The sequence below is a fragment of the Cyanobium sp. Tous-M-B4 genome, from assembly GCF_024345395.1.
Lineage (GTDB): Bacteria > Cyanobacteriota > Cyanobacteriia > PCC-6307 > Cyanobiaceae > Cyanobium_A.
In genome coordinates this window covers 1-19,909 of the sequence record NZ_JAGQBA010000009.1, presented here as the reverse complement: position 1 = coordinate 19,909, position 19,909 = coordinate 1, and the positions used below count along the sequence as shown (strand labels likewise).

The window sequence follows — 19,909 nt, the reverse complement described above, 5'->3', positions numbered from 1 at the left end:
CGGGCAGAGCCCCTCGGATGTTGGGGACATGATGGCGAGGTTGGGCAGAAACCTCCACCTCCAACCAGCACAAGCACTCGCAGGCACCTCTACAGAGTCACGACTCGGCCGGCTCGAGACCCAGGTGGCTGGCCTGGTAGCGAGGGCGAAGCATGAACTAGATGTTCAGTCTCAGAACGTTTATGCCGGCACCACTGACACCCTCCCCTTCGGGTGTTGCGGCCGGTTGATGTCCTTGCTGGAGTACTTGCGCGGGCGCGAAGTGAGGGAGGCTGCCTGCAACTGGTTACCGATATCGCGGTGCCAGCTATGATAAGGAATGTAAGGGCGATCGAATCGCTCCCACTCAACCCTTAGAGGTGCCAGCAATGGCGAACGAAATTTTTGAAGCGCTTTCTCCTTCAGAGGAAGAGCATCTAAGCGGAGGTGGAGTTACTGTAGTGACTGCTTCACAAAATGTGTCGGGAATCAACTTGCAGTTTAGCGGTTTAAACTCCCCACAAATCCTTGTCAAAGGCAGAACTTCAACCGTTATTGATCTCAATGTTGGCGGCTTTTCAAGCCTGCCAGGCTCTGAAATATGGGACGAGAAGCATGTAAATGCTGCACCCAATCCTGCTATTGCTGGCGCATCGGCTGGAAACTCCGTCGGTCCGGGATAGTAGATATCTGACCGAGAAGACAGCCCCTAAGCCCACAGCAGGGGCTGTCTAGCCAGCATTCATTGGTGCAGACCCCAAAAATACCTGTGGTGAACTACTTGGTGGCGGCGGGAGGTAGAACATTTAGGTTGTGCCCACCAACCCGAAAAGATCCCAACAAATTATTCTTGCGATCACCTGGCTCCCAGGGGAAAAATTAATACAACGTTTATCAACGCTGAACGCCTGAGCACTCTGCCGAATACTAATAATTAAGCTTGAACTTCAAGCAACCTCAATGATCGTCGATCTGCAAGTTATTAAAGATAATGACGCCGCGCTGATCATTGGTGGCGCTGTTCCTGCGAACGTTTTAGAAGACAACTGCAGAGTCCTTGGGGCAGAAGGCTCGCAGAAAGGTCTTGTCAACTGCAGGAAGAATGGAGCAGAAGGAGGGCTTAAAATTGGACTTGACTCTTTCGACCATGGTGGTTTTGACCATTAATCAAGGCAAAGCCTTGCTCACAGCCACTTGATCCGGTTGGGGCGTGAGCCCCAACCAGTTGGTGTTCCCCCCAACAAAGCCCGTCAGCTTTTTGCTGGACAGCATCCAGGTGCGGGGCTGAGCCTTGACGGCATCGAATCGGGCGGCGGCCCTGCAATGCTGTTGGGGAGAGTGGCTCGGAACCACCAGCCTTCAATCACAACTTCAGCGAGAAGCTGGTGGTCGGAAGACGGCCAACAGGACAATGGATCTCGTGAAGGGCTTCCCATGCAACTCCGCATCGGCAATGGCTACGACATCCACCGGCTGGTGCCCGGTCGGGCGCTGATCCTGGGCGGCCAGCGGCTGGAGCATCCCGCCGGCCTGGGGCTTGATGGCCACAGCGATGCCGACGTGCTGGTGCACGCAATCATGGACGCCCTGCTGGGGGCCCTTTCCCTAGGCGACATCGGCCTGTACTTCCCCCCGGACGACCCGCAGTGGCAGGGGGCCGACAGCCTGGAGCTGCTGGAGCAGGTGGTGGCCCTGGTGATGGAGCGTGGTTGGAGCGTGGTGAATGTGGATTCAGTGCTAGTGGCCGAGCGGCCCAAGCTCAAGCCCCACATCGCCTCGATGCGTTCTGCCATCGCAGCGCGCATGGGCCTGGCAGCCGATCAGGTGGGCGTCAAAGCCACCACCAACGAACAGCTCGGGCCTGAAGGCCGCGAAGAGGGCATCTCGTGCCACGCCGTGGTCCTGCTGCAGAAGCCGTGACCCCCCTTCGCTGGCGCCGGGTTTCTAGCCTGATCGGACTGCTGTTGATTCAGGGGGTGACGCTGGTGCTGCTGCTTACCAGCCATGCCGCGCCGGTGCGAGCAGCCTTTGCCGAGCCCGATGGCTCCTACGACGTGGTGGTGGTGGAACACCTGCGCCTGAAGGTGCCGGCCGAGGGCCGCCAGGCCTGGCTTGAGGCGGAACGGGGCAGCTGGGAACCCTGGCTGGCCCAGCAGGAGGGCTTTCTCGATCGCCAGCTGCTCTGGGATCCCGCCACCGAGGAGGGCACCCTGTTGATCCGCTGGGTCGATCGCGAGCACTGGAAGGCGATTCCGCCGCAAGCGGTGCAGGCGGTGCAGGAGCGCTTTGAGCAGCTGGCCCAAGCGGCCACCGGCCAATCACAAGGCAACCCCTTCCCGCTGGTGTTTGAAGGTGAGCTGCTGCCGCCATGAGCCGCATCAGCGCAAACAAGGCCACCTACGTGCTCGGCAGCCATGCCGAAGAGCGGGCCTGGTGCCTCTGGGTGACACCGGCCATTGTTGAGATGGTGTGGGAGCGGCTATGAACGGCAGCCCGGAGCATCGACTCGACCTTGGCCGCCGCCAGCGGCTGGGGATGGTGGAGGCGATCTGGGGCGAGCACAAAAGTGTCGAGCAGATCGCCCGGATCCTGGAGGAGCTGGATGGCGCAGGAGAGCTAGCGCTTGTGACCCGCATCTGCCCTGAGAAGGCGGAAGCCGTGGCAGCACTACTTGGGCCGGAGCGAGGGGAGGCCTGGCTTCTGCAGCACCATTCACAGGCCCGCTGTCTCAGCGCCGGCCCCCTACCAAGCCCGGATTCCAGGCTGGGGCGGGTAGCGGTGCTGAGCGGCGGCACCAGTGATCTGCCGGTGGCGGCCGAGGCCCAGCTGGCCTTGGCCTGCCATGGCATCGCCACCGAGCTGGTGCTGGATGTGGGCGTGGCGGGGCTGCACCGGCTGCTCGAGCGCCTCGAAGAGCTGCGTCATGCCGATGTGCTGATCGCCTGTGCTGGTATGGAGGGAGCCCTGCCCACCGTGCTGGCCGGGCTACTACCCCAGCCGGTGATCGGCGTGCCGGTAGCGGTGGGCTATGGCGTAAGTGCCGGTGGCGTGGCCGCCTTGCACGGCATGTTGGCCAGTTGCGCCCCCGGGCTCACGGTGGTCAACATCGACAACGGTTACGGCGCCGCCATGGCAGCCCTGCGGATCCTGGGCTGCGGGCCTGGGCGCTCAGCAGCCGGGTCGCAGGGGAGTTGAACCGGGCTGCTCAATCTCGAGCACCGCTTGAATCCAGAGCTGCATCGAGCGGGGCAATAGTCCCTGCTCGTAGCGCTCGATGGCCTGCAGCAGCACCGCTGTATTGACCCAAGTTGGCGAACGACGCAGCATCAAAACAGCCGGCACTCATCGCAGTGTGGGTAGCTAGCCAGCCATGGGCAAGGGGAAAGGCAAAGATCTCCCCTCGCCGTTTGGGACTCGAACCAGGACAGCAGTCCTAGAGGTGTTGAAGCTGGGGGTAAGCAGTTAGCAATTCTTCGGTGCTCAGCACTTCACCAGCCCCTTCCGGCTGCCAGATCACCTCGATCGCCAGCAGGTCAGCTGCACCGACGGCACCGAGTTGCTGCAGCGAATCACGCACTTGATCGGCACTGCCCGAACCCTTGAGCGCAAGCCGGCTGCGGCTTGCCACCAGCAGGGTGACGGCGATGAAATCGCTACTGGCATCGCTATCTCCTGCGGCCACGCTGTCATCGCTAAAGCGCTTGCCGCCCACGTTGGTGGTGACCTCTCGCTGCAACTTGCTGCGCTCCGTCATCGAAAGGCGATTGAAGGTGGATTCGGCACTAGCGAAAGGCACCTGACCCACCTCTGAATTGGCATAGACCCAGAGGTCGGGGTGGCGCAGCAGGGCCAAGGTGGTCTCCTGAAGCAGGGCTTGGAGGCCAGCCGCATGGCTGGTGTCAGCGCTGCCAGCTAAACGGCGCAGATCGGTTTGAAGCTGGCGGGCCGATGCCAGCAGCCCCACCTGCAGCTGGCTGATAGTGACCGGGCCATCGGGGCGGCCGCCGCCCACCAGATCGCTGCGGCTGCCGGAAATTGCTGGCCCCTGGCCGCCACCGCCGCCACCACGCACCGCATTGAGCAGCAGACCTCCCACGGCCATCAGCACAAGGAAGCCAAACAGGCCACCGCCACCGAAACCAAACATTGGAATCAGGAAGGGAAAGCCGATGCCCCCTCCCCCGTAGCCACCGCGGTAGCCGCTGTTGTAGCCGCCACCACCACCTCTATAACCACCACCGCCATAGCTTCTCGGCATCGAGGGGGCCGAGCGGAAGCTGCCTCCACCTATGCGGCCGCCACTGGCGGCCCAGCTGGGGCTGGGATGCACCACCAACAGGCTCAGGACAAACATCGGCACGGCCAGCAAGCTGAAGCAGCGCCGCAAGACCAGACGGGTAGAAAGCGCCAAGGCGCTGGAAGCGATTGGTCGGAATCTAGGAACCACCGCCCACAATGGTGACCACCTCCAGCACATCGGATTCCACCACCGGCTGGGTGGGCCAGGCCTGTCTGGGCAGGATCGTGCCGTTGAACTCCACCACCACCAAGCGGGGCTTGTAGCCCAGTTCCAGCAGGGCCTGCTCCAAATTGAGTCCGGCTGAGCAGGCTCGCTGATCGCCGTTTACCTGCAGCCGGATCACGAAGCCGGCACCTCAAGTGCTGCCAGCAGCTCGGCGGTGGCGGCAGCCGGATCAACCGCCTCGGTGATCGCCCGCACCACCGCAATCCGCTGGGCTCCAGCAGCCCGCACCGCCGCCACCTTGCTGACCTCCAGCCCGCCGATGGCAAAGAAGGGGATCGGACTAGCCGCCGCGGCCTGGCGCACGTAATCGAGCCCCACCGGCTCCCGGCCGGGCTTGGTGGGGGTGGCCTGCACCGGGCCGACACCGATGTAGTCGCAACCATCGCTGACCGCCTGCTGCAACTGGGCCAGGGCATGGGTGCTGCGGCCAATCAACCGATCTGGGCCCAGCAGCTGGCGCGCCACCGCCGGCGGCAGATCCCCCTGGCCCAGGTGCACCCCGTCAGCCTCCACAGCCAGGGCAATATCAATGCGGTCATTCACCAAAAACAGGGCGCCATGGGTGGCGCAGAGCTGGCGCAGGGCTCGGGCCTGGCTGAGTTTTTGCAGGTCATCGAGACCGGCGGCCTCTTTGGCGCGGTATTGCACCAGGCGTACCCCGGCCCCCAGGGCCGCGGCCACCACCTGCTCCAGGTCGGGCACCGGCGAAGTAACCAAATAGAGCCGGCAGCTAGCCAGCAGCTCACGGCGGCCCGCCCCGCCCGCAGCGGCCAGACGACAGGCCTGCAACAGATCCACTTCAAGGTCGTAGAGCAGATAGCGCAGAGCTGAGGCCTCCTCAGCCAGCAGGGGATCGCTGCTGCGCCCAAATTCCTCCAGCACCCGCAAAGCCTCCTGCACCCGGCCGGCGTTGGCACCCACCACGGCGCTGGGGCTGGATCGCTCCGCTTGGGCCGGATGTCCGAGGCCCGCGGCCGGATCGGTGGCGGTGTGGCGCGCAAATTTGTAGGCATCGCGATGCAACCTGCCCAGCCGCTGGCGCATGTCCTTGGTGCGCACCACCAGATCGCCTCGATCGAGGCCAAAGCGGGCCCAATCTTCCAGTACCCGCAAGCCCTCGCGAGCCCGATCGAGGTTGGCATCGAGCAGCCGGTCGCGGGCTGGGCTGGAGGAGCTGTCTAGGGTGGAATCCATCACACAGGGGCCAATGGCAGGCGAGCCAGGCAATCCAAATCGGGGCAATACCGACAGCCCGATGCTGGTGCTGATTTCAGGGATTCTGCTGCTCGGCGGGATCGCAACCTTCATTGGCTGGGGTCTCACCCACGCCTATCCAGGCGCTTAAGGCGCGGGCCAGCTGGGCATCGGCCGCAATCTGGGCTACCAGCTGGTCAAAGCTGGCAAAGGTTTGCTGGCGGCGCAGCAGTTGCAGCGGCTCCACCACCAGCTCCAATCCCTCAAGCTCCAGCTGCCGATCGAGCAGGTGCACCTCCACCGCCGAGGGGGCGGTGGGATCCACCGTGGGCTGGGGGCCGAGGTTCATCACGGCCGGCAGCATCGGGCCGCCGGCCACCGATGCCGTGGCTGCGTAAACCCCCTCCAGCGGCAAAAACTTGCGGCCATCCACCTGCAGGTTGGCGGTGGGCCAACCGAGTTGCTTACCAAGCCCGCGGCCACGCACCACCAGGCCGCTGAAGCGATAGGGACGCTCCAGCAAGCGGCGGGCCTCCGCCAGATCTCCAGCCCCTAGGGCCCGGCGAATGCGGCTGCTGCTCACCCGCTCCTCGCCATCCCAGAGCATCGGCAGCACCTGCACCTCGATGCCGTGACGGGAACCAATCTCCGCCAGGGCATGACTGTCGCCGCTGCGGCCGGCCCCGAAGCGGAAGTTTTCACCCACGGCGACCCGCTGGGCCGCCAGCTGGCCCACCAGCACCTGTTCCACGAAGGCCTCGGGGCTGAGGGCGGCCAGCTCTCGACTGAAAGGCACCAGCACCAGCTGCTCAATGCCCAGGGGCTCCAGCAGATGCAGCTTTTCAGCGGGCAGGTCGAGCCGTAAGCGCGCCTCGCCGTGCAGCACCTCGCGCGGATGGGGCCAGAAGCTCACCACAGTGGCGATTGCCGCCTGTTCGCTGCCCGGGGCAGCGGTAACAGCCGCGATCACGCGGCGGTGCCCCTGGTGCAGGCCGTCAAAGCTGCCGAGGGCGATGGCCGTGGGGCGCAGGGCCTCCTGGGGGGATCGCAGGGGTATCAACGCTACGGAACCCAAAGGCAACGGGAGCCAAAACGATCCTCCCATGGCACCTTTGGGGCACCCATCTGGATGGCTGAATGGCTGACCGCCTCGACCTGCAGCTAATCGCCGCGGCATTGCGGCGCCTGGGCTGGATTCGGCTCTGGTCCCAGGTGGTGCTGGGAGTGGTGGTGGTTGGGGTGCTGCTTTTCAACAACATCGGCGGCCGCCTGGCGGCCAATTCAGCCCGCGCCCTCGGCCTGGGGCCTGGCATCTCACTCACCACCATCGCCTTCCTGCTGCTGCTCTGGTGCATCTGGCAGAGCTGGCTGGTGGTGCGCTGCGGCCGGGCCCTCAATTCGCCGGTGCGGCCCAGCAAGGGTGAAACCTCGCGGCTAATCAAGCGGGGAGTGCTGGCCGACCTGGCCGGCATCACCTTGGCGGTGCTGGGCTATCAGTCGCTGGCGGGCAGCCTGTTCGTGCAGGCCTCCCAACAGGTGCCCGGCTTCTTTGGTGCCCAGATCCAGGCGACCCCTGGCGTGGCTGGTCGGGTGATCGGTCTACCGATCACCTCGATCGAGATGCTGGCGGTGCTGGGCAACACCCAGGTGCTGTTTGCCCACCTGATCGGGCTCTGGATCAGCCTATGGCTGCTGCAGCGGGTTTACCGCACAACCTGATTAACGGCCTCACCAAACCGGCAGATCAGCCGTGCGACCCCGCCAGAAGATGTCCGGTTGGAGCGGCGTCAGCGAGACCCCACCGGCATTGATCTGGGCCACATCGGTGGGCCAGGCCGCCGGCCCCGACACCTGGGCCTCCAGATCGTTGACCACCTCCCCCGCCAGCCAGTAGTAGCTGCGGCCGCGGGGGTCTACCCGCTGCTCGAACTGGTCGGTGTAGCGGCGCACCGCTGAATTGCACCAGCGCAGCTCTCCAATCGCCTCTGCCGGCCGGGGCGGCACATTGAGGTTGAGCAACATGTTGCTCGGCCAGCCCTCCGCCAGCATTCGCTCAGCCACATCGAGGGCGAGGCGTGCCGCAGGCGCAAATTGGCGCCATTGAAAGTCGGCACTGCTTACTGCCAGGGCGGGAAGGCCCTCAATCGTGCCCTCCATCGCCGCACTCACCGTGCCGGAATAGAGCACGTCGGTGCCCAGGTTTGGACCATGGTTGATACCGGAGAGCACCAGATCCGGCCACTCATCCAGCAAGGAAAACAGGGCGAGCTTGACGCAGTCGGAGGGGGTGCCGCTGCAGGCCCAGGCCTGGACGCCATCATCGAACAACTCATCAGCCCGCTCCGCCCGGATAGGGGTCTGCAGGGTGAGACCGTGGCCCGTAGCGGAGCGCTCCTGGTCAGGACACACCACACTCACCTGGTGGCCGCGGGCCAGGGCCGCATTGGCCAGGGTGCGAATGCCTTCAGCGAAGACCCCGTCGTCGTTGCTGATCAGGATCTTGAGCGGTGCCATCGGGCCTAACGCCATTTAGCCGCAACGTAACTGGGGTGGCTCCTTACAGTCAGCAATCCCTCCGCCCCTGCCGTGAGCGCCACCGTTTCCCTGCAGCAGCTCACCGACCAGCTCCAGGCGCTGGAAAGCCAGGCTGCAGCAGAGATATCCACCGCCAGCACCGCTGCTGAACTGGAAGAACTTCGAGTGGGACTGCTCGGCAAGAAGGGGCGCCTTTCTGGCGTTCTTGGAGCCATGGGCAAGCTGCCTGGCGATGAGAGGCCCCTGATCGGCCAAAGGGCCAACGTGCTCAAAGAGCAGGTGCAGGCGCTCCTTGGCGAGCGACTTACGGCCGTGAAAAGCGCCGCCATGGCCGAGCGTCTCGCCGGCGAAACCATTGACGTCACAGCGGCTTGCAGCTTCACGCCGCCGGGCCACCGCCACCCCTTAATCAGCACGATCGAGGAGATCGTCGACATCTTTGCCGGCCTGGGATATCGGGTGTCGGAGGGGCCGGAGATCGAGAGCGACTACTACAACTTCACGGCCCTCAACATCCCCGAGCATCACCCCGCCCGGGACATGCAGGACACCTTTTATCTGGGCGATAGCCAGCTGCTGCGCACCCACACCTCGCCCGTGCAGATCCGCTACCTGGAGAACAACCCACCGCCGGTGCGGGTAGTCGCCCCAGGGCGGGTGTATCGCCGCGACGCCGTGGATGCCACCCACTCGCCGGTGTTCCACCAGGTGGAGGTGCTGGCGATTGATGAGGGGTTGGACTTCAGCCACCTGCGCGGCACCGTCACGGCCTTTCTGCAGCAGTTCTTCGGCGACCTACCGGTGCGCTTTCGGGCCAGCTACTTCCCCTTCACCGAGCCCAGCGCCGAAGTGGATGTGCAGTGGCGTGGTCGCTGGCTAGAGGTGATGGGCTGCGGCATGGTCGACCCGGCCGTACTCACCGGTATGGGCCTTGATCCAGAGCGCTGGAGCGGCTTTGCCGCTGGCCTGGGCGTCGAGCGCTTCTGCATGGTGCGCCACGGCATCGACGACATTCGCCGCCTCTACACCAGCGATCTGCGCTTCCTGGAGCAGTTTTAGTTGGGCGGTTTGGTAGCAGCCCCATAAACTCGGGCAGCTCTCCGCTTCCCGATCGGTGCCCCGCGTCGGACTGATCGTGAATGACGGCAAGGACCTCGCCCTGTCCACAGCCGATGCCATCGAGGCGCGCTTCACGACGGCTGGCTACGGCGTGGTGCGGGTTAGCAGCTCCGGCGGCATGGTGGGTTTCGCCAACCCCGACCAGCACCTGCGCACCCGGGGCTATGCGGCCTGCGTGCCAGCGGGCTTCGACCGGGACCTAAGCCTGGCGGTGGTGCTGGGCGGCGACGGCACCGTGCTTTCAGCCGCCCGTCAAACGGCTCCGGTTGGCGTCCCGATCCTGACCGTCAATACCGGCCATCTGGGCTTTCTGGCGGAGGCCTACCTGCACCAGCTGGAGGGGGCCCTGGAGCAGGTGCTCTCCGGCGAGTGGACCGTGGAGGAGCGCACGATGCTGATCGTCAGCGTGATGCGCGGCGAGCAGCGGCGCTGGGAGGTGCTCTGCCTCAACGAAATGGCCTTGCACCGCGAGCCGCTCACCTCGATGTGCCACTTCGAAATCGCCATCGGCCGCCATGCCCCAGTCGATATCGCCGCCGACGGAGTGATCCTCGCCACCCCAACCGGCTCCACCGCCTACGCCCTCAGCGCCGGCGGACCAGTGATCACCCCCGACTGCCCGGTGCTGCAACTCACGCCGATCGCGCCCCATTCGCTGGCCTCGCGCGCCCTGGTGTTCAGCGACCGCGAGCCGGTGACGGTGTTTCCCGCCACGCCGGAGCGGCTGATGATGGTGGTGGATGGCAGCGCTGGTTGTTACATCTGGCCGGAGGACCGGATCCTGGTGCGCCGCAGCGAACAACCCGTGCGCTTCGTGCGGCTGGCCGACCACGAGTTTTTCCAGGTGCTGCGCAACAAATTGGGTTGGGGCCTGCCCCACGTGGCCAAGCCCGGCAACGGCACAGCGCCATGAACGATCCACGCATCCTGCTGCTGGGCCCTGAGGCCGAGGCCCTAGCGCCACGGCTTGAGGCTTCCGGCTATTCGTGCAGCAGGGAGCCTTTACCGGCTGGGGCAAACCCGGATGCGGTGCTGCTCTCCAGCGGCGATTCGGGCCGCATCGCCTCCCTGCGAGAGCAGTGGGGCACCATCCCGGTGCTGCTGGATGTGGGCGACGACACGGTGGAGGCGCGGGTCCACTGCCTCAGCTCAGGAGCAGACGACTTCTGGCTTTCAAGCCTCGGCCCCAGCGACCTGCTGATGCGGCTGAGGTTGCATCTAGATCTCACAAGCCGCGCCAATGTGCCGGCCCAGCTGCTGCAGGTGGGCGACCTGGTGCTGAACCCCAGCACCCGCCAAGTGAAACGGGGAGCGCGGCCCGTGGGCCTGACGGCTAGGGAATACCAGCTGCTGCTGCTGCTGCTGGAGCGCAAGGGCACCGTGGTGAGCCGGGAGTTGATCCTGCGCCAGGTATGGAACGACGAGCAGGACAGCAGTAGCAACAGCAGCAGCAACGTGATTGAGGTGTATGTGCGCTACCTGCGCCAGAAACTGGAAGAGGGCGGTGAACGGCGGCTGATCCACACGATCCGCGGCCAGGGCTACTGCCTAAGCGAGCGGCTGCCCCAGCTGGAGAGCCGCGAATGAACGCCAGTTGCCGCTGGGGGCTGGCCCTGCCTGGGGTGGCTGCCCTGCTGTGCGGCTTCACGCCACCACCCCAATGGCTGCCGATCACAGCCCGCTGGTGCCTAGCGCCTGATCGCTGCATAGCCCTGGAGGTTGCCGACACCCACGAAAAGCAGAGCAAGGGCCTGCAGCTGCGGCCGGCGCTAGCGCCATTGCGGGGCATGTGGTTCCCCTACAGCCCGCCGTCGCTGGCTCGCTTCTGGATGCACCGCACCCCGGAGCCTCTCGACATGTTGTTTGTGCTGGGCGGCCGGGTCGTAGCGATAGAAGCCCACACCAAACCCTGCCTGCACCTGCCCTGCCGCAGCTACGGCCCCGACCAGCAAGTGGATGGGGTGCTGGAGCTTGCCGCCGGCCAGGCCGCAGTCCAGGGCATCCAGGTAGGCACGGCGGTGCAGATAGAAGCCATCAAGGCAGCCGCCCCTTCAACACCAACACGGGATTGAGCGGCGCCAGGCGGGTGCCTTCGGCCAAAGGCGCCCCCCGCCAGCCCTGATGCTGACTCACGTACACCGCCAACCCCGCGGCCTCCAACAGGGGTCTGAGCTCCGCCAAAGCTTCCAAGGTGGCCAGGGGAATCACCACCACGCCGCCAGGCCGCAGCCGCTGCAGCACCGCAGTCAGCACCGCCGCCCTCTCCCGGCCACCTCCGCCGATAAGTACCCGATCCGGATCGGGCAGCTCCGCGAGGGCCTCGGGGGCCCGGCCCTCGCGGAAACCCGCTGGCCGCACCCCCAGCCGCTCGGCGTTAGCTGCGATCAGCGCCGCTGAGCCGCCACGCCGCTCCAGGGCCCAGAGCGCCAGACCAGGCCGCAGCCGCAGCGCCTCCAGCCCCACCGAACCCACGCCGGCGCCGATATCCCAGAGCACGCCGCGCTCGGGCAGTTCCAAATCTGCCAGCAACTGAATGCGCACCTCCCGCTTGGTCATCAAGCCGGGGCGGTCGTCGTGCTGCAGAAACAGGCCGTCTTCAAGGCCAAACAGGGGTAGGGCGGCGGGATCAGCAGGGGGCGCCGGCGGCTCAGCGATCAACAGCACCAGATGCAGCGGATCGCAATCGATCGGCAGGGGTGCCCCGGGGACCAGCCGCTGCATCCGCTCCGTCGGATGGCCCAGCCGCTCGCACAGCCAGAAGGCATAGGCCGCCTCCAGGCCAGAGGCCGCCAGGATCAGCCGCACCTCCTCGGCGCCGCCGCGGCTTGGGTCGGTGAGCACCGCCAGGGCGGCAGGCCGTTTCTGCAGGGCGGCGGCCAGGGGTTCGGGGTCGCGGCCGTGCAGGCTGATCCAGCTGGCGTCCTGCCAGGGGCGGCCGAGGCGGGCAAAGGCCAGCTGCAGCGAGCAGGGGGCGGGATGAAAGCGCAGCTGGGCCGCCGGAAAGCGCTGCAGCAGCAGGCGGCCGATGCCAAACCAGAGGGGGTCGCCACTAGCGAGCAGCACCGCCGGCCGGCCGGCTGCCAGGGCCTGCTGCAGCGGGCCGAAAATCTGCTCCGGCTGGTCGCTGGCCAGGAGCTGGGGGCAGGGGCTACCCGCCGGGATGCGGCCGGCCCCCTGCTCCTCTTGCCACCAAGGGCCAAGCTCCGTCAGCAGACGCTGGGGGGCAAGCAGCAGCTGGGCAGCTCGCACCAAGGCGAGGCTGCGGGCCGGCAGCGCAGCCACCCCCCCGGCATCGGTGCCGACCACCTCCAACACGGCCTGCTGAGCCAGGGCGCCCCACGGTCACTGCAGCCATGATGGCCGGCCTGTGCCACTGGACCCAGCCATGAGCGACCGCCGCCAGCGCATCCACGACCTGGTGCTGGCCCTGCTGGCCCAGCAAAAAGACCTGGAGCTGCTGGCCGGCGACGGCACGGGCCTGCCCAGCGGCGATCCCGGCAACTGGATCGAACGCAACCGCCGCGTGGTGCAGCGCTACCAAGCCCTGGTGCGCTCGGCCGTGACCCTCGACGCCCTGGTGGATCAGGAGGTGAACGGGGGTTTCCAGGCGCCAGACAACCAGGCCTACTGATCGGCCCTACTCAATCCCGATCACCAGTCCAACATCAAAATCCGCATAAACTGCTTGCAAGGTCGGACTCGAGGAGGCTGAAACCATGAAAGTGACCGTTGAACTTTCGGACACTGAGATGGCCGAAATCCTGGACTTCACGGGCGAGCGCAAGAAGGGGCCCGCCATCCGCCGCCTGATGGAGGAGGCCCTGCAGCAGCACCGTCGCGCCCAGATCGCTCAGCGATTTCTCAGCGGCGAATGGGGCGTGCAGCTGGAGAGCTACGAGGCCGACCAAGAGCGCGAGCGCCAACGGAACCAGGAGTTCGCTCCATGACCCTGCTGCTCGACACCAGCCTGTGGATCGACTTCACCCGTGCCAGGAGCCCGGCCCCCCTCAAACAGTTCATCGCGCCCTTCGTGCTCGACCCTGAGGCCCACCTGGCGGAACCGGTGCGTTTTGAGATGCTGCGTTCAGCCCGTCCAGACGAAACCCACCAACTGACAGCCCAGTTCGCCACCCTGCCCACGCTCTCCACCCCTGCAGATCTGTGGCAGCGGGCGATCGACCTGGGCCAGGCCTGCCGCCAGATCGGTCAGACGGTTCTCAGCCTCGACCTCCTGGTGGCCGCCGTGGCTCTGCACCACAACGCATTGCTGGTGAGTTTCGACGCCGACTTTGAGACCATCGCCTCGGTGAGTGAGCTGCGCCTGCAACGCCTTGAACGCCCTGCCTGAGCCATGCCCACCACTCCATCCAGCAGCCGTACCAGGCGCCGCCTCCTGGGTGGGGCACCTGGAGAGCCTGCTGGAGCAGCGGCGAGCGGGTCCTCAGCGGCGGGCATCCTGCAGCGGGCAGCCATAGGCATGAAACGCCCCATCGGCGCTCACCAGCAGCAGCGATTCGCTGATCGACTGGGCTACGAGCAGGCGGTCAAATGGATCGCGGTGATGGAGGGGCAACTGCTCGACAGTCAGCAGATGGGATCGCCTGAACGGCCGCATCAGGGCAGCTCAAACAGCTCGGCGATCAACGGATTAGCGGCATCGATCGAATCGGGAACCGTGAACTGACCGCGGGCCACCCCCATACGCCGGTTCCGCTCAGGCCCCTGCAGGGCGGTGATTGCCTCCACCAGACGCGAGAGATGGGTCTTGGCTGAGCCGCCGCTTGTGGCCGCAGGCGTTGCCATGGCGGTCAGAGCGCACGAACAGCCACTTTTTAGACCAGACCAGCAGCCAACCCATATCAGCGCAAGCGAATTTCAGTTACTTCAATCAAGGACCGCAATCCTGGCCACAACGCCGCGCTGCTAGTTGTCGATACCGATGTCAACGCCATAACCCTCGACTGGCTGCCGGCCCCTCAACCAGCAGTTCCTCACAGTTTTTGCCGTTGCTCCCAGTTACACGAGCAATCAGTATTATTAGTTTTAGGTCAACCGAAATGTTCGCCTGGGCGGCTCCCCGAGCAGTCCTGAACCAGCACCATTTCGGCAACCTGCCCTGACCACAGCCCTTTCCCTGCCAATCCCGGCATCCCCGGGATTGAGCCCCTGGCTGCAGGGGCTGGGGATCTCGCTTGCCTTCTCCACCTACCGCGCCAACCGGCTCCTCTGCCTCGGCACCAGAGAGCAGGGCCTGCTCAAGCTGCACGAGCGTCTCTTCGATCGGCCCATGGGCCTGTTCGTGGCGGGCGAGAGCCTCTGGATGGCGACCCGCTGCCAGCTCTGGCGCCTTTACAACCTGCTCGCCACCGGCCGCTCACTGCTCTCCCTGGCACCGCCACTCCCGCCTCCACAACCAATTCCTCCAGATCCACTCCCGGATCCCTGATCCGCCAGCCCAGGCCCCCAACACCGCTCCAACACTTCTCCAGCAACACCAGCTCATGACCCAGCTCCTCCTCAGCGGCACCTCCCTCTCAGCCAGTACCAGCTCATACCTGGAGCAGGCGCTGCAACTGCTGGAGGCACGCCTGGCTGCCTGGGTCAGCAACACCAACTCCTACAACGCCCTGCTGCTGCAGGTCTTTGGCGCCCAGAGCTCAGAGACCACCGCCGATCTCCAGACCCTGCTCTCCGGCACCGGCCTAACCATAAACCTTGAGATCCTCCCTGCCACCAGCCTCAACGGCAGCTACGCGGCTTACACCAGCAGCGATCCAACCGGCGCCGAACGCATCTACCTGAATGCCACCTGGCTGGAAAGCGCCACTGCTGAGCAGATCGAGGCCGTGTTGCTCGAGGAGCTCGGCCATGCCATCGACATCCGCCTCAATGGCAGCGCCGACACCGCCGGGGATGAAGGGGCCATCTTCTCCGCCTTGCTGCGCGATGTCACGCCAGCTCCTGCGGCCTATAGCGAAAACGACCAGAGCGTCATCAGCATCGCAGGCAACTCTGTGCCGGTTGAGGCTGCTGGAATTGCCTCAGAGTATAAATATTTTTTGAGGATCGATGGGATAGCTGGCAACTCAACTGTCAGCGGCTATGAAGGCTGGTTTGAGATTAATAGCCATGATTTTGACGCCACCGCTGCAGCGGGAACTACGGATTTCGCACCGCTGCTGGTAGACGTATTCAATTCCCCGGCACTTAGCTTCCTGTATCAGCAGATCACTGAAGGCATCCCGATTGCTAGCCTGCAAATTCAAGGAGTCATTGTTTCTACTGATACCAGACTTCCAATAGACATAACCTACGAGCTTCGCCTCGCTGATGTTGTTATTACAGGGTTAGACAATACAAGCGTTGCTGGCGATCAGCAATCTATGCAGCTGAGTTTTGTTGGTAGTCAATTTGGCATTTCCACAACTCCCTTAAACGCTGATGGAAGTTTGGGGTCTGCTTCAACCTATGCCTTTGATATTGAAACTTCACGACAAATCATCTTTGGCGATCTACCTCAGCCGGATCCGCTACCTAATGCCGGCTTTTCCGCTAGAATTAGATATTTCCTGAGAATAGATGGAATCGCTGGCAACTCCACTACCAGCGGCTATGAAGGTTGGTTTGAGATTGATAGACATGATTTTGATGCCGCCAGTGCAGCGGGATCCCTAGCCGATTTCTCACCCCTACGGGTTGATTTGCGCAATGCCCCGTCTCTAAGACCATTTTATCAGCTGATTTCAACAGGCACAAGTATCAATAGCCTTCAGATTCGTGGAGTCTACGACTCTTTTAATGAAGGAGACCTAACACCTACAACAAGCATAGTCTACGAGCTGCGCCTTGCCGGGGCCGTAATTACAGGATTAGACAATACAAATGTTGCTGGCGACCAGCAAGCCCTGCAGCTGAGTTTTGTTGGCAGCAAATTTGGCATCTCTTCAACTCCCATAAACGCTGATCGAAGCCTTGGGACTGCTGCGACCTATGCCTTTGATTTTGAAATCAATGATTCAATCGGCTTCAGCTCCCTACCTGAACCAGGATCGTTGTCCAATGCCCGCATCTCCCCTGTTGATCGCTATTTCCTGAAGATTGACGGAATTGCTGGCAACTCAACAGTCAGCCGCTATGAAGGTTGGTTTGAGATTGAGGCCCATGATTTTGATGTCACCAAGGTGACAACGACATCCAACCCTGAATTTTCACCGCTTCGTATTGATTTACTCGATACCCCATCCCTTAGCTTCCTTTATGAGCGGATTGCGGAAGGTAGCAGGATTGATAGTTTGCAGATTCATGGAGTAAAGGATTTAGTTGGCGGCACCACAGTTAAAACCTATGAGCTGCGCCTTGCCGATGCCGCGATTACAGGGCTAGATAATACAAATTTTGCTGGCGATCAGCAAGTCATGCAGCTAGCTTTTGTTGCTAAGAAATTCGGGATCTCCACAACCCCCCTCAATACTGATGGAACCATTGGGCGTGAATCAGCCTACGCCTTTGATATTCCAAGCAATCAGCAAATCACCTTCAGCGATCTTCCCACGCCAGCTTCTCTGCCCATTGCTGGTAACTCCCCTGTTGATCTCTATTTCTTGAACATTGATGGAATTGCTGGCAACTCAACTGCCAGAGGCTATGAAGGTTGGTTTGAGATTAATAGCCATGATTTTGATGTCACCGGGGCACTGCTCGCGAGGCCGGAGTTTTCACCGTTGCGGGTTGATTTTTTCAGCAATTCATCAATTAACCTCCTTTATGAGCGGATTGCGGAAGGTAGCAGGATTGATAGTGTGCAAATTCATGGAGTAAAGGTAGCTGGCGGCTCTACAGTTAAGACCTACGAGCTTCGCCTAGCCAATGCCGTTATTACAGGTTTAGATAATACAAATGTTGCTGGTGATCCGCCAGCAATGCAGCTAAGTTTTGTTGGCAACAAATTTGGCATCTCCACAACTCCCTTAAACGCTGATGGAAGCACTGGGACTGCTGCGACCTATGCCTTTGATATTCCAAGCAAGCTAGAAACCAACTTCAGCAATCTGCCCGCGCCAGCCCTTCCGTCCAATGCCGGCGACTTCTTTGCAACTAGCTACTTCCTTAAAATTGACGGGATTGCCGGTAACTCGACGGTCAGTGGCTATCAAGGTTGGTTCGAGATTGATAGCCATGATTTTGATGCTGTAAATCAAGTAAGCAGAAATATTGTCAGTGGGGCACTAGAAGCAGGCCTTGCGAGTTTTAGCTCGCTGCGGGTTGATTTACTCGATACCCCTTCCCTAAGCCTCCTATATCAGCGAATCGCGGAAGGCGGCACGATTAGCAGTCTGCAGATTCATGGAGTAAAAAATAATTTCGAAAGTGGAAACACGTCAGCAACCTACGAGCTGCGCCTTGCCGATGCCATTCTCACAGGGCTGGATAATACAAATGTTGCTGGCGATCAGCAATCCATGCAGCTGAGTTTTGTTGGCAGCAAGTTTGGCATCTCCACAACTCCCTTAAACGATGATGGAAGCCTTGGGCTTGCTGCGACTTATGCCTTTGATATTGCAAACAATCGGTCAATCGACTTTGGCGATCTTCCCACGCCAGCTAATCAGCCCAATGCTGGCGTCTCCCCTATTGACCGCTACTTCCTGAGCATTGATGGAATTGCTGGCAACTCAACTGTCAGTGGCTATGAAGGCTGGTTTCAGATTAATAACCACGATTTTGATGTCACCCGTGCAGGTAGTGCCGTAGCCGATTTCTCCCCGCTAAGGATTGATTTGCCCGATGCCCCATCCCTAAGCCTCCTGTATGAGCGGATTGTGGAAGGTGGCAGAATTAATGGCCTGCAGATTCATGGGGTTTCTAATCTTGACGTCAGCAGAATCATCAAAACCTATGAGCTTAGCTTCGACGATGCCTTTATTACAGGCCTAGATACGGAAAATGTTGCTGGCAAACAGCCGGCCATGCGACTTAGTTTTGATGTGGGCAGTTTCACAGTCTCCACCACCCCTTTGTCTGAAAATGGGATACTGGGCGCGACATCTACTTATAATTATACGGATGAAGCCGTTGATGGCGAGGCCACCGGCACACTCGCCATCAACGGCTCCGCACAAGAAGGAGGCACCCTGATGGCGCTCACCAGCGCCATCAGCGATCCAGACGGCCAGATCAGCTCCTTCAGATATCAATGGCAGGTGTCGGCTAACGGCACCACTGGCTGGGGCAACATCGGCTCCGCCACTGGCAGCTCCTTTTCCATTGCCGCTGATCAAACCCTGGTCGGCAAGTTCATCCGGCTCAATGCCACCTCCACCGATTCCTTCGGGGGCACCACCGACTTCTCCTCAGCAGCCACTGCCGCTGTTGCCAACGTCGAGGACGAGGCCACAGGCACCCTCGCCATCACAGGCAACCCACAAGAAGGCGCCACCCTCTCAGCTGACATCAGCGCCGTAACCGATCCCGACGGCAACGTCACTTACTCCTATCAGTGGCAGGTTTCGGCCAACGGCATCGATGGCTGGAGCAACATCGACTCCGCCACTGGCAGCTCCTTTTCCATTGCCGCTGATCAAACCCTGGTCGGCAAGTTCATCCGGCTCAATGCGACCTCCACCGATTCCTTCGGCGGCAACACCGACTTCTCCTCCGCAGCCACTGCCGCTGTCGTCAACATTGCGCCAAGCATCAGCCAGGTCGCCTCCACCACCGCCAACGGCACCTACAGCATCGGCGACGTCATCACCCTCATTGTTCAGTTCTCAGAAACGGTGCTGGTTGACATCACAAGCGGCACACCACAGCTGCAGCTGGAAACCGGTGACATTGATCGCTTCGCCACCTATAGCTCCGGCAGTGGCACCGGCATCCTCTCCTTCCAATACACCGTTCAAGCCGGTGATAGCTCCGCTGATCTCGATCAGCTCTTCAGCTCAGCCCTACAGCTCAATGGCGGCACCATCCGCGATATTTCAGGCAACAACGCAATCCTCACCCTTGCCGCTCCAGGTGCTACCGGCTCCCTTGGTGCCAATGCGGCTCTGGTCATTGATGGCACCAACGACAATGACAATCCTGTTGTCCTGAGCGACAACAACACCGACGCCAACTCGGTGGCAGAAAATGCCGCCATTGGCACGGCCGTCGGCATCACCGCCTTCGCCACTGACGCAGACTCCGGCGCCACCATCACCGCCTACAGCCTCACCAACAGCGCCGGCGGGCTCTTCTCCATCGATGCCAACGGTGTGGTGAAAGTTGCCGCTGCTCTCGATTTCGAGGCCGCCAACAGCCACTCCATCACCGTCAAGGCCGTCAGCTCTGATGGCTCCGAGAACACAGAAACCTTCTCCATTGCCGTCACAAAGGCCGTGGAGGCCAACGCCTTTCCAACGAAATATTATCTGTTGATTGACGGCCTCAACGGCGGATCGACTGAAGTAAATCACCGAGGTTGGTTTGAAATAGACACTCTCCAATTTGGTGCAGGCGTTGGCGTTAGCTCCCCTCCCTTTAGAGAAGTCAGTGATCCTTCGTTCTCGGAGCTGTCGG

General features: G+C 62.2%; 24 protein-coding genes. 15 read left to right on the top strand and 9 right to left on the bottom strand.

The features are described from left to right. Positions 1 to 368 precede the first annotated feature (368 nt). The 5 genes from KBY73_RS14575 to larB all read left to right on the top strand — a co-directional run bounded on the left by KBY73_RS14575 (position 369) and on the right by larB (position 3,174). On the top strand, positions 369 to 662 hold the full coding sequence (locus tag KBY73_RS14575) for a hypothetical protein (protein ID WP_254937783.1): 294 nt from the start codon (positions 369 to 371) through the stop codon (positions 660 to 662). Positions 663 to 939: 277 nt separating this feature from the next. Continuing rightward, positions 940 to 1,146 carry a hypothetical protein gene (locus KBY73_RS14570; protein ID WP_254937782.1) on the top strand — a complete coding sequence of 69 codons (207 nt, stop codon included), beginning with the start codon at positions 940 to 942 and terminating at the stop codon, positions 1,144 to 1,146. A gap of 267 nt (positions 1,147 to 1,413) precedes the next feature. Further along, positions 1,414 to 1,899, top strand: a complete 486-nt coding sequence (ispF, locus tag KBY73_RS14565) for a 2-C-methyl-D-erythritol 2,4-cyclodiphosphate synthase (protein ID WP_254937781.1) — start codon at positions 1,414 to 1,416, stop codon at positions 1,897 to 1,899. Next, a complete protein-coding gene (locus KBY73_RS14560) occupies positions 1,896 to 2,351 on the top strand; it encodes a TIGR03792 family protein (protein ID WP_396097224.1) in 456 nt (151 codons plus the stop codon). Before ispF ends, KBY73_RS14560 begins: the two co-directional genes overlap by 4 nt. A gap of 109 nt (positions 2,352 to 2,460) precedes the next feature. Continuing rightward, positions 2,461 to 3,174: a nickel pincer cofactor biosynthesis protein LarB gene (gene larB, locus KBY73_RS14555; RefSeq protein WP_254937780.1), complete on the top strand. Its 714-nt coding sequence runs from the start codon at positions 2,461 to 2,463 to the stop codon at positions 3,172 to 3,174. Here larB and KBY73_RS14550 read toward each other — a convergent pair. The 5 genes from KBY73_RS14550 to KBY73_RS14530 form a co-directional block, all read right to left on the bottom strand. Then, entirely contained in the window at positions 3,148 to 3,306 is a 159-nt protein-coding gene (locus KBY73_RS14550; protein WP_254937779.1) for a hypothetical protein, read from the bottom strand. The two genes, larB and KBY73_RS14550, sit on opposite strands and share 27 nt — an antisense overlap. Before the next feature lie 106 nt (positions 3,307 to 3,412). Then, positions 3,413 to 4,405 carry a DUF1517 domain-containing protein gene (locus KBY73_RS14545; RefSeq protein ID WP_396097238.1) on the bottom strand — a complete coding sequence of 331 codons (993 nt, stop codon included), beginning with the start codon at positions 4,403 to 4,405 and terminating at the stop codon, positions 3,413 to 3,415. A gap of 10 nt (positions 4,406 to 4,415) precedes the next feature. Then, a complete protein-coding gene (gene thiS, locus KBY73_RS14540) occupies positions 4,416 to 4,619 on the bottom strand; it encodes a sulfur carrier protein ThiS (RefSeq protein WP_254937815.1) in 204 nt (67 codons plus the stop codon). Then, on the bottom strand, positions 4,619 to 5,698 hold the full coding sequence (locus KBY73_RS14535; protein WP_254937814.1) for a thiamine phosphate synthase: 1,080 nt from the start codon (positions 5,696 to 5,698) through the stop codon (positions 4,619 to 4,621). The genes thiS and KBY73_RS14535 overlap by 1 nt, the downstream gene beginning before the upstream one ends. A gap of 76 nt (positions 5,699 to 5,774) precedes the next feature. Next, complete coding sequence (locus tag KBY73_RS14530; protein WP_254937813.1) at positions 5,775 to 6,758, bottom strand: bifunctional riboflavin kinase/FAD synthetase; 984 nt, start codon at positions 6,756 to 6,758, stop codon at positions 5,775 to 5,777. A 77-nt stretch (positions 6,759 to 6,835) separates the two neighbouring features. On the opposite strand from KBY73_RS14530, the gene KBY73_RS14525 reads away from it, so the two are divergent. Continuing rightward, positions 6,836 to 7,417 (top strand): DUF3611 family protein, encoded by a 582-nt coding sequence (locus KBY73_RS14525; protein ID WP_254937778.1) that lies wholly within the window; start codon positions 6,836 to 6,838, stop codon positions 7,415 to 7,417. Between the two features lie 9 nt (positions 7,418 to 7,426). Here KBY73_RS14525 and surE read toward each other — a convergent pair whose 3' ends face one another. After that, positions 7,427 to 8,212, bottom strand: coding sequence for a 5'/3'-nucleotidase SurE (gene surE, locus KBY73_RS14520; protein WP_106502229.1), 786 nt, complete (start codon positions 8,210 to 8,212; stop codon positions 7,427 to 7,429). Between the two features lie 72 nt (positions 8,213 to 8,284). On the opposite strand from surE, the gene pheS reads away from it, so the two are divergent. From pheS to KBY73_RS14500, 4 genes are read left to right on the top strand one after another with little or no spacing between them, the layout of a single operon-like run. Next, positions 8,285 to 9,292 (top strand): phenylalanine--tRNA ligase subunit alpha, encoded by a 1,008-nt coding sequence (gene pheS / locus KBY73_RS14515; RefSeq protein WP_254937777.1) that lies wholly within the window; start codon positions 8,285 to 8,287, stop codon positions 9,290 to 9,292. A gap of 55 nt (positions 9,293 to 9,347) precedes the next feature. Beyond that, positions 9,348 to 10,265 (top strand): NAD(+) kinase, encoded by a 918-nt coding sequence (locus tag KBY73_RS14510; RefSeq protein ID WP_254937776.1) that lies wholly within the window; start codon positions 9,348 to 9,350, stop codon positions 10,263 to 10,265. Then, positions 10,262 to 10,939: a response regulator transcription factor gene (locus KBY73_RS14505; RefSeq protein WP_254937775.1), complete on the top strand. Its 678-nt coding sequence runs from the start codon at positions 10,262 to 10,264 to the stop codon at positions 10,937 to 10,939. Before KBY73_RS14510 ends, KBY73_RS14505 begins: the two co-directional genes overlap by 4 nt. Then, a complete protein-coding gene (locus tag KBY73_RS14500) occupies positions 10,936 to 11,424 on the top strand; it encodes a DUF192 domain-containing protein (RefSeq protein WP_254937774.1) in 489 nt (162 codons plus the stop codon). The genes KBY73_RS14505 and KBY73_RS14500 overlap by 4 nt, the downstream gene beginning before the upstream one ends. Here KBY73_RS14500 and cbiE read toward each other — a convergent pair. After that, positions 11,387 to 12,667 carry a precorrin-6y C5,15-methyltransferase (decarboxylating) subunit CbiE gene (gene cbiE, locus KBY73_RS14495; protein ID WP_254937773.1) on the bottom strand — a complete coding sequence of 427 codons (1,281 nt, stop codon included), beginning with the start codon at positions 12,665 to 12,667 and terminating at the stop codon, positions 11,387 to 11,389. The genes KBY73_RS14500 and cbiE overlap by 38 nt on opposite strands. Positions 12,668 to 12,737: 70 nt before the next feature. Here cbiE and KBY73_RS14490 point away from each other — a divergent pair, with 70 nt between their 5' ends. The 3 genes from KBY73_RS14490 (at position 12,738) to KBY73_RS14480 (ending at position 13,700) form a co-directional block, all read left to right on the top strand. After that, a complete protein-coding gene (locus KBY73_RS14490) occupies positions 12,738 to 12,983 on the top strand; it encodes a hypothetical protein (protein ID WP_254937772.1) in 246 nt (81 codons plus the stop codon). Positions 12,984 to 13,068: 85 nt separating this feature from the next. Beyond that, a complete protein-coding gene (locus KBY73_RS14485; protein ID WP_254937771.1) occupies positions 13,069 to 13,299 on the top strand; it encodes a hypothetical protein in 231 nt (76 codons plus the stop codon). Then, positions 13,296 to 13,700, top strand: coding sequence for a PIN domain nuclease (locus tag KBY73_RS14480; protein WP_254937770.1), 405 nt, complete (start codon positions 13,296 to 13,298; stop codon positions 13,698 to 13,700). The genes KBY73_RS14485 and KBY73_RS14480 overlap by 4 nt, the downstream gene beginning before the upstream one ends. Before the next feature lie 93 nt (positions 13,701 to 13,793). On the opposite strand, the gene KBY73_RS14475 is transcribed toward KBY73_RS14480, so the two are convergent. Beyond that, the gene (locus KBY73_RS14475) at positions 13,794 to 13,967 is read right to left on the bottom strand and encodes a hypothetical protein (protein WP_254937769.1); all 174 of its coding nucleotides are present in this window, start codon (positions 13,965 to 13,967) and stop codon (positions 13,794 to 13,796) included. Next, positions 13,967 to 14,155 (bottom strand): hypothetical protein, encoded by a 189-nt coding sequence (locus tag KBY73_RS14470; RefSeq protein WP_254937768.1) that lies wholly within the window; start codon positions 14,153 to 14,155, stop codon positions 13,967 to 13,969. The genes KBY73_RS14475 and KBY73_RS14470 overlap by 1 nt, the downstream gene beginning before the upstream one ends. A gap of 355 nt (positions 14,156 to 14,510) precedes the next feature. Between KBY73_RS14470 and KBY73_RS14465 the strand changes: the two genes are divergently transcribed. Beyond that, on the top strand, positions 14,511 to 14,798 hold the full coding sequence (locus KBY73_RS14465) for a DUF4915 domain-containing protein (RefSeq protein ID WP_254937767.1): 288 nt from the start codon (positions 14,511 to 14,513) through the stop codon (positions 14,796 to 14,798). Positions 14,799 to 14,853: 55 nt separating this feature from the next. Next, positions 14,854 to 19,909 (top strand): type VI secretion system tube protein Hcp (locus tag KBY73_RS14460; RefSeq protein ID WP_254937766.1); only part of this gene is annotated, 5,056 nt, incomplete at its 3' end.

Coding starts and splice junctions, on each gene's coding strand:
- KBY73_RS14575 (WP_254937783.1), top strand. CDS start 369: ATGGCGAACGAAATTTTTGAAGCGCTTTCTCCTTCAGAGGAAGAGCAT.
- KBY73_RS14570 (WP_254937782.1), top strand. CDS start 940: ATGATCGTCGATCTGCAAGTTATTAAAGATAATGACGCCGCGCTGATC.
- ispF (WP_254937781.1), top strand. CDS start 1,414: ATGCAACTCCGCATCGGCAATGGCTACGACATCCACCGGCTGGTGCCC.
- larB (WP_254937780.1), top strand. CDS start 2,461: ATGAACGGCAGCCCGGAGCATCGACTCGACCTTGGCCGCCGCCAGCGG.
- KBY73_RS14550 (WP_254937779.1), bottom strand. CDS start 3,306: ATGCTGCGTCGTTCGCCAACTTGGGTCAATACAGCGGTGCTGCTGCAG.
- KBY73_RS14535 (WP_254937814.1), bottom strand. CDS start 5,698: ATGGATTCCACCCTAGACAGCTCCTCCAGCCCAGCCCGCGACCGGCTG.
- KBY73_RS14525 (WP_254937778.1), top strand. CDS start 6,836: ATGGCTGACCGCCTCGACCTGCAGCTAATCGCCGCGGCATTGCGGCGC.
- surE (WP_106502229.1), bottom strand. CDS start 8,212: ATGGCACCGCTCAAGATCCTGATCAGCAACGACGACGGGGTCTTCGCT.
- KBY73_RS14505 (WP_254937775.1), top strand. CDS start 10,262: ATGAACGATCCACGCATCCTGCTGCTGGGCCCTGAGGCCGAGGCCCTA.
- KBY73_RS14500 (WP_254937774.1), top strand. CDS start 10,936: ATGAACGCCAGTTGCCGCTGGGGGCTGGCCCTGCCTGGGGTGGCTGCC.
- KBY73_RS14490 (WP_254937772.1), top strand. CDS start 12,738: ATGAGCGACCGCCGCCAGCGCATCCACGACCTGGTGCTGGCCCTGCTG.
- KBY73_RS14485 (WP_254937771.1), top strand. CDS start 13,069: ATGAAAGTGACCGTTGAACTTTCGGACACTGAGATGGCCGAAATCCTG.
- KBY73_RS14480 (WP_254937770.1), top strand. CDS start 13,296: ATGACCCTGCTGCTCGACACCAGCCTGTGGATCGACTTCACCCGTGCC.
- KBY73_RS14475 (WP_254937769.1), bottom strand. CDS start 13,967: ATGCGGCCGTTCAGGCGATCCCATCTGCTGACTGTCGAGCAGTTGCCC.
- KBY73_RS14470 (WP_254937768.1), bottom strand. CDS start 14,155: ATGGCAACGCCTGCGGCCACAAGCGGCGGCTCAGCCAAGACCCATCTC.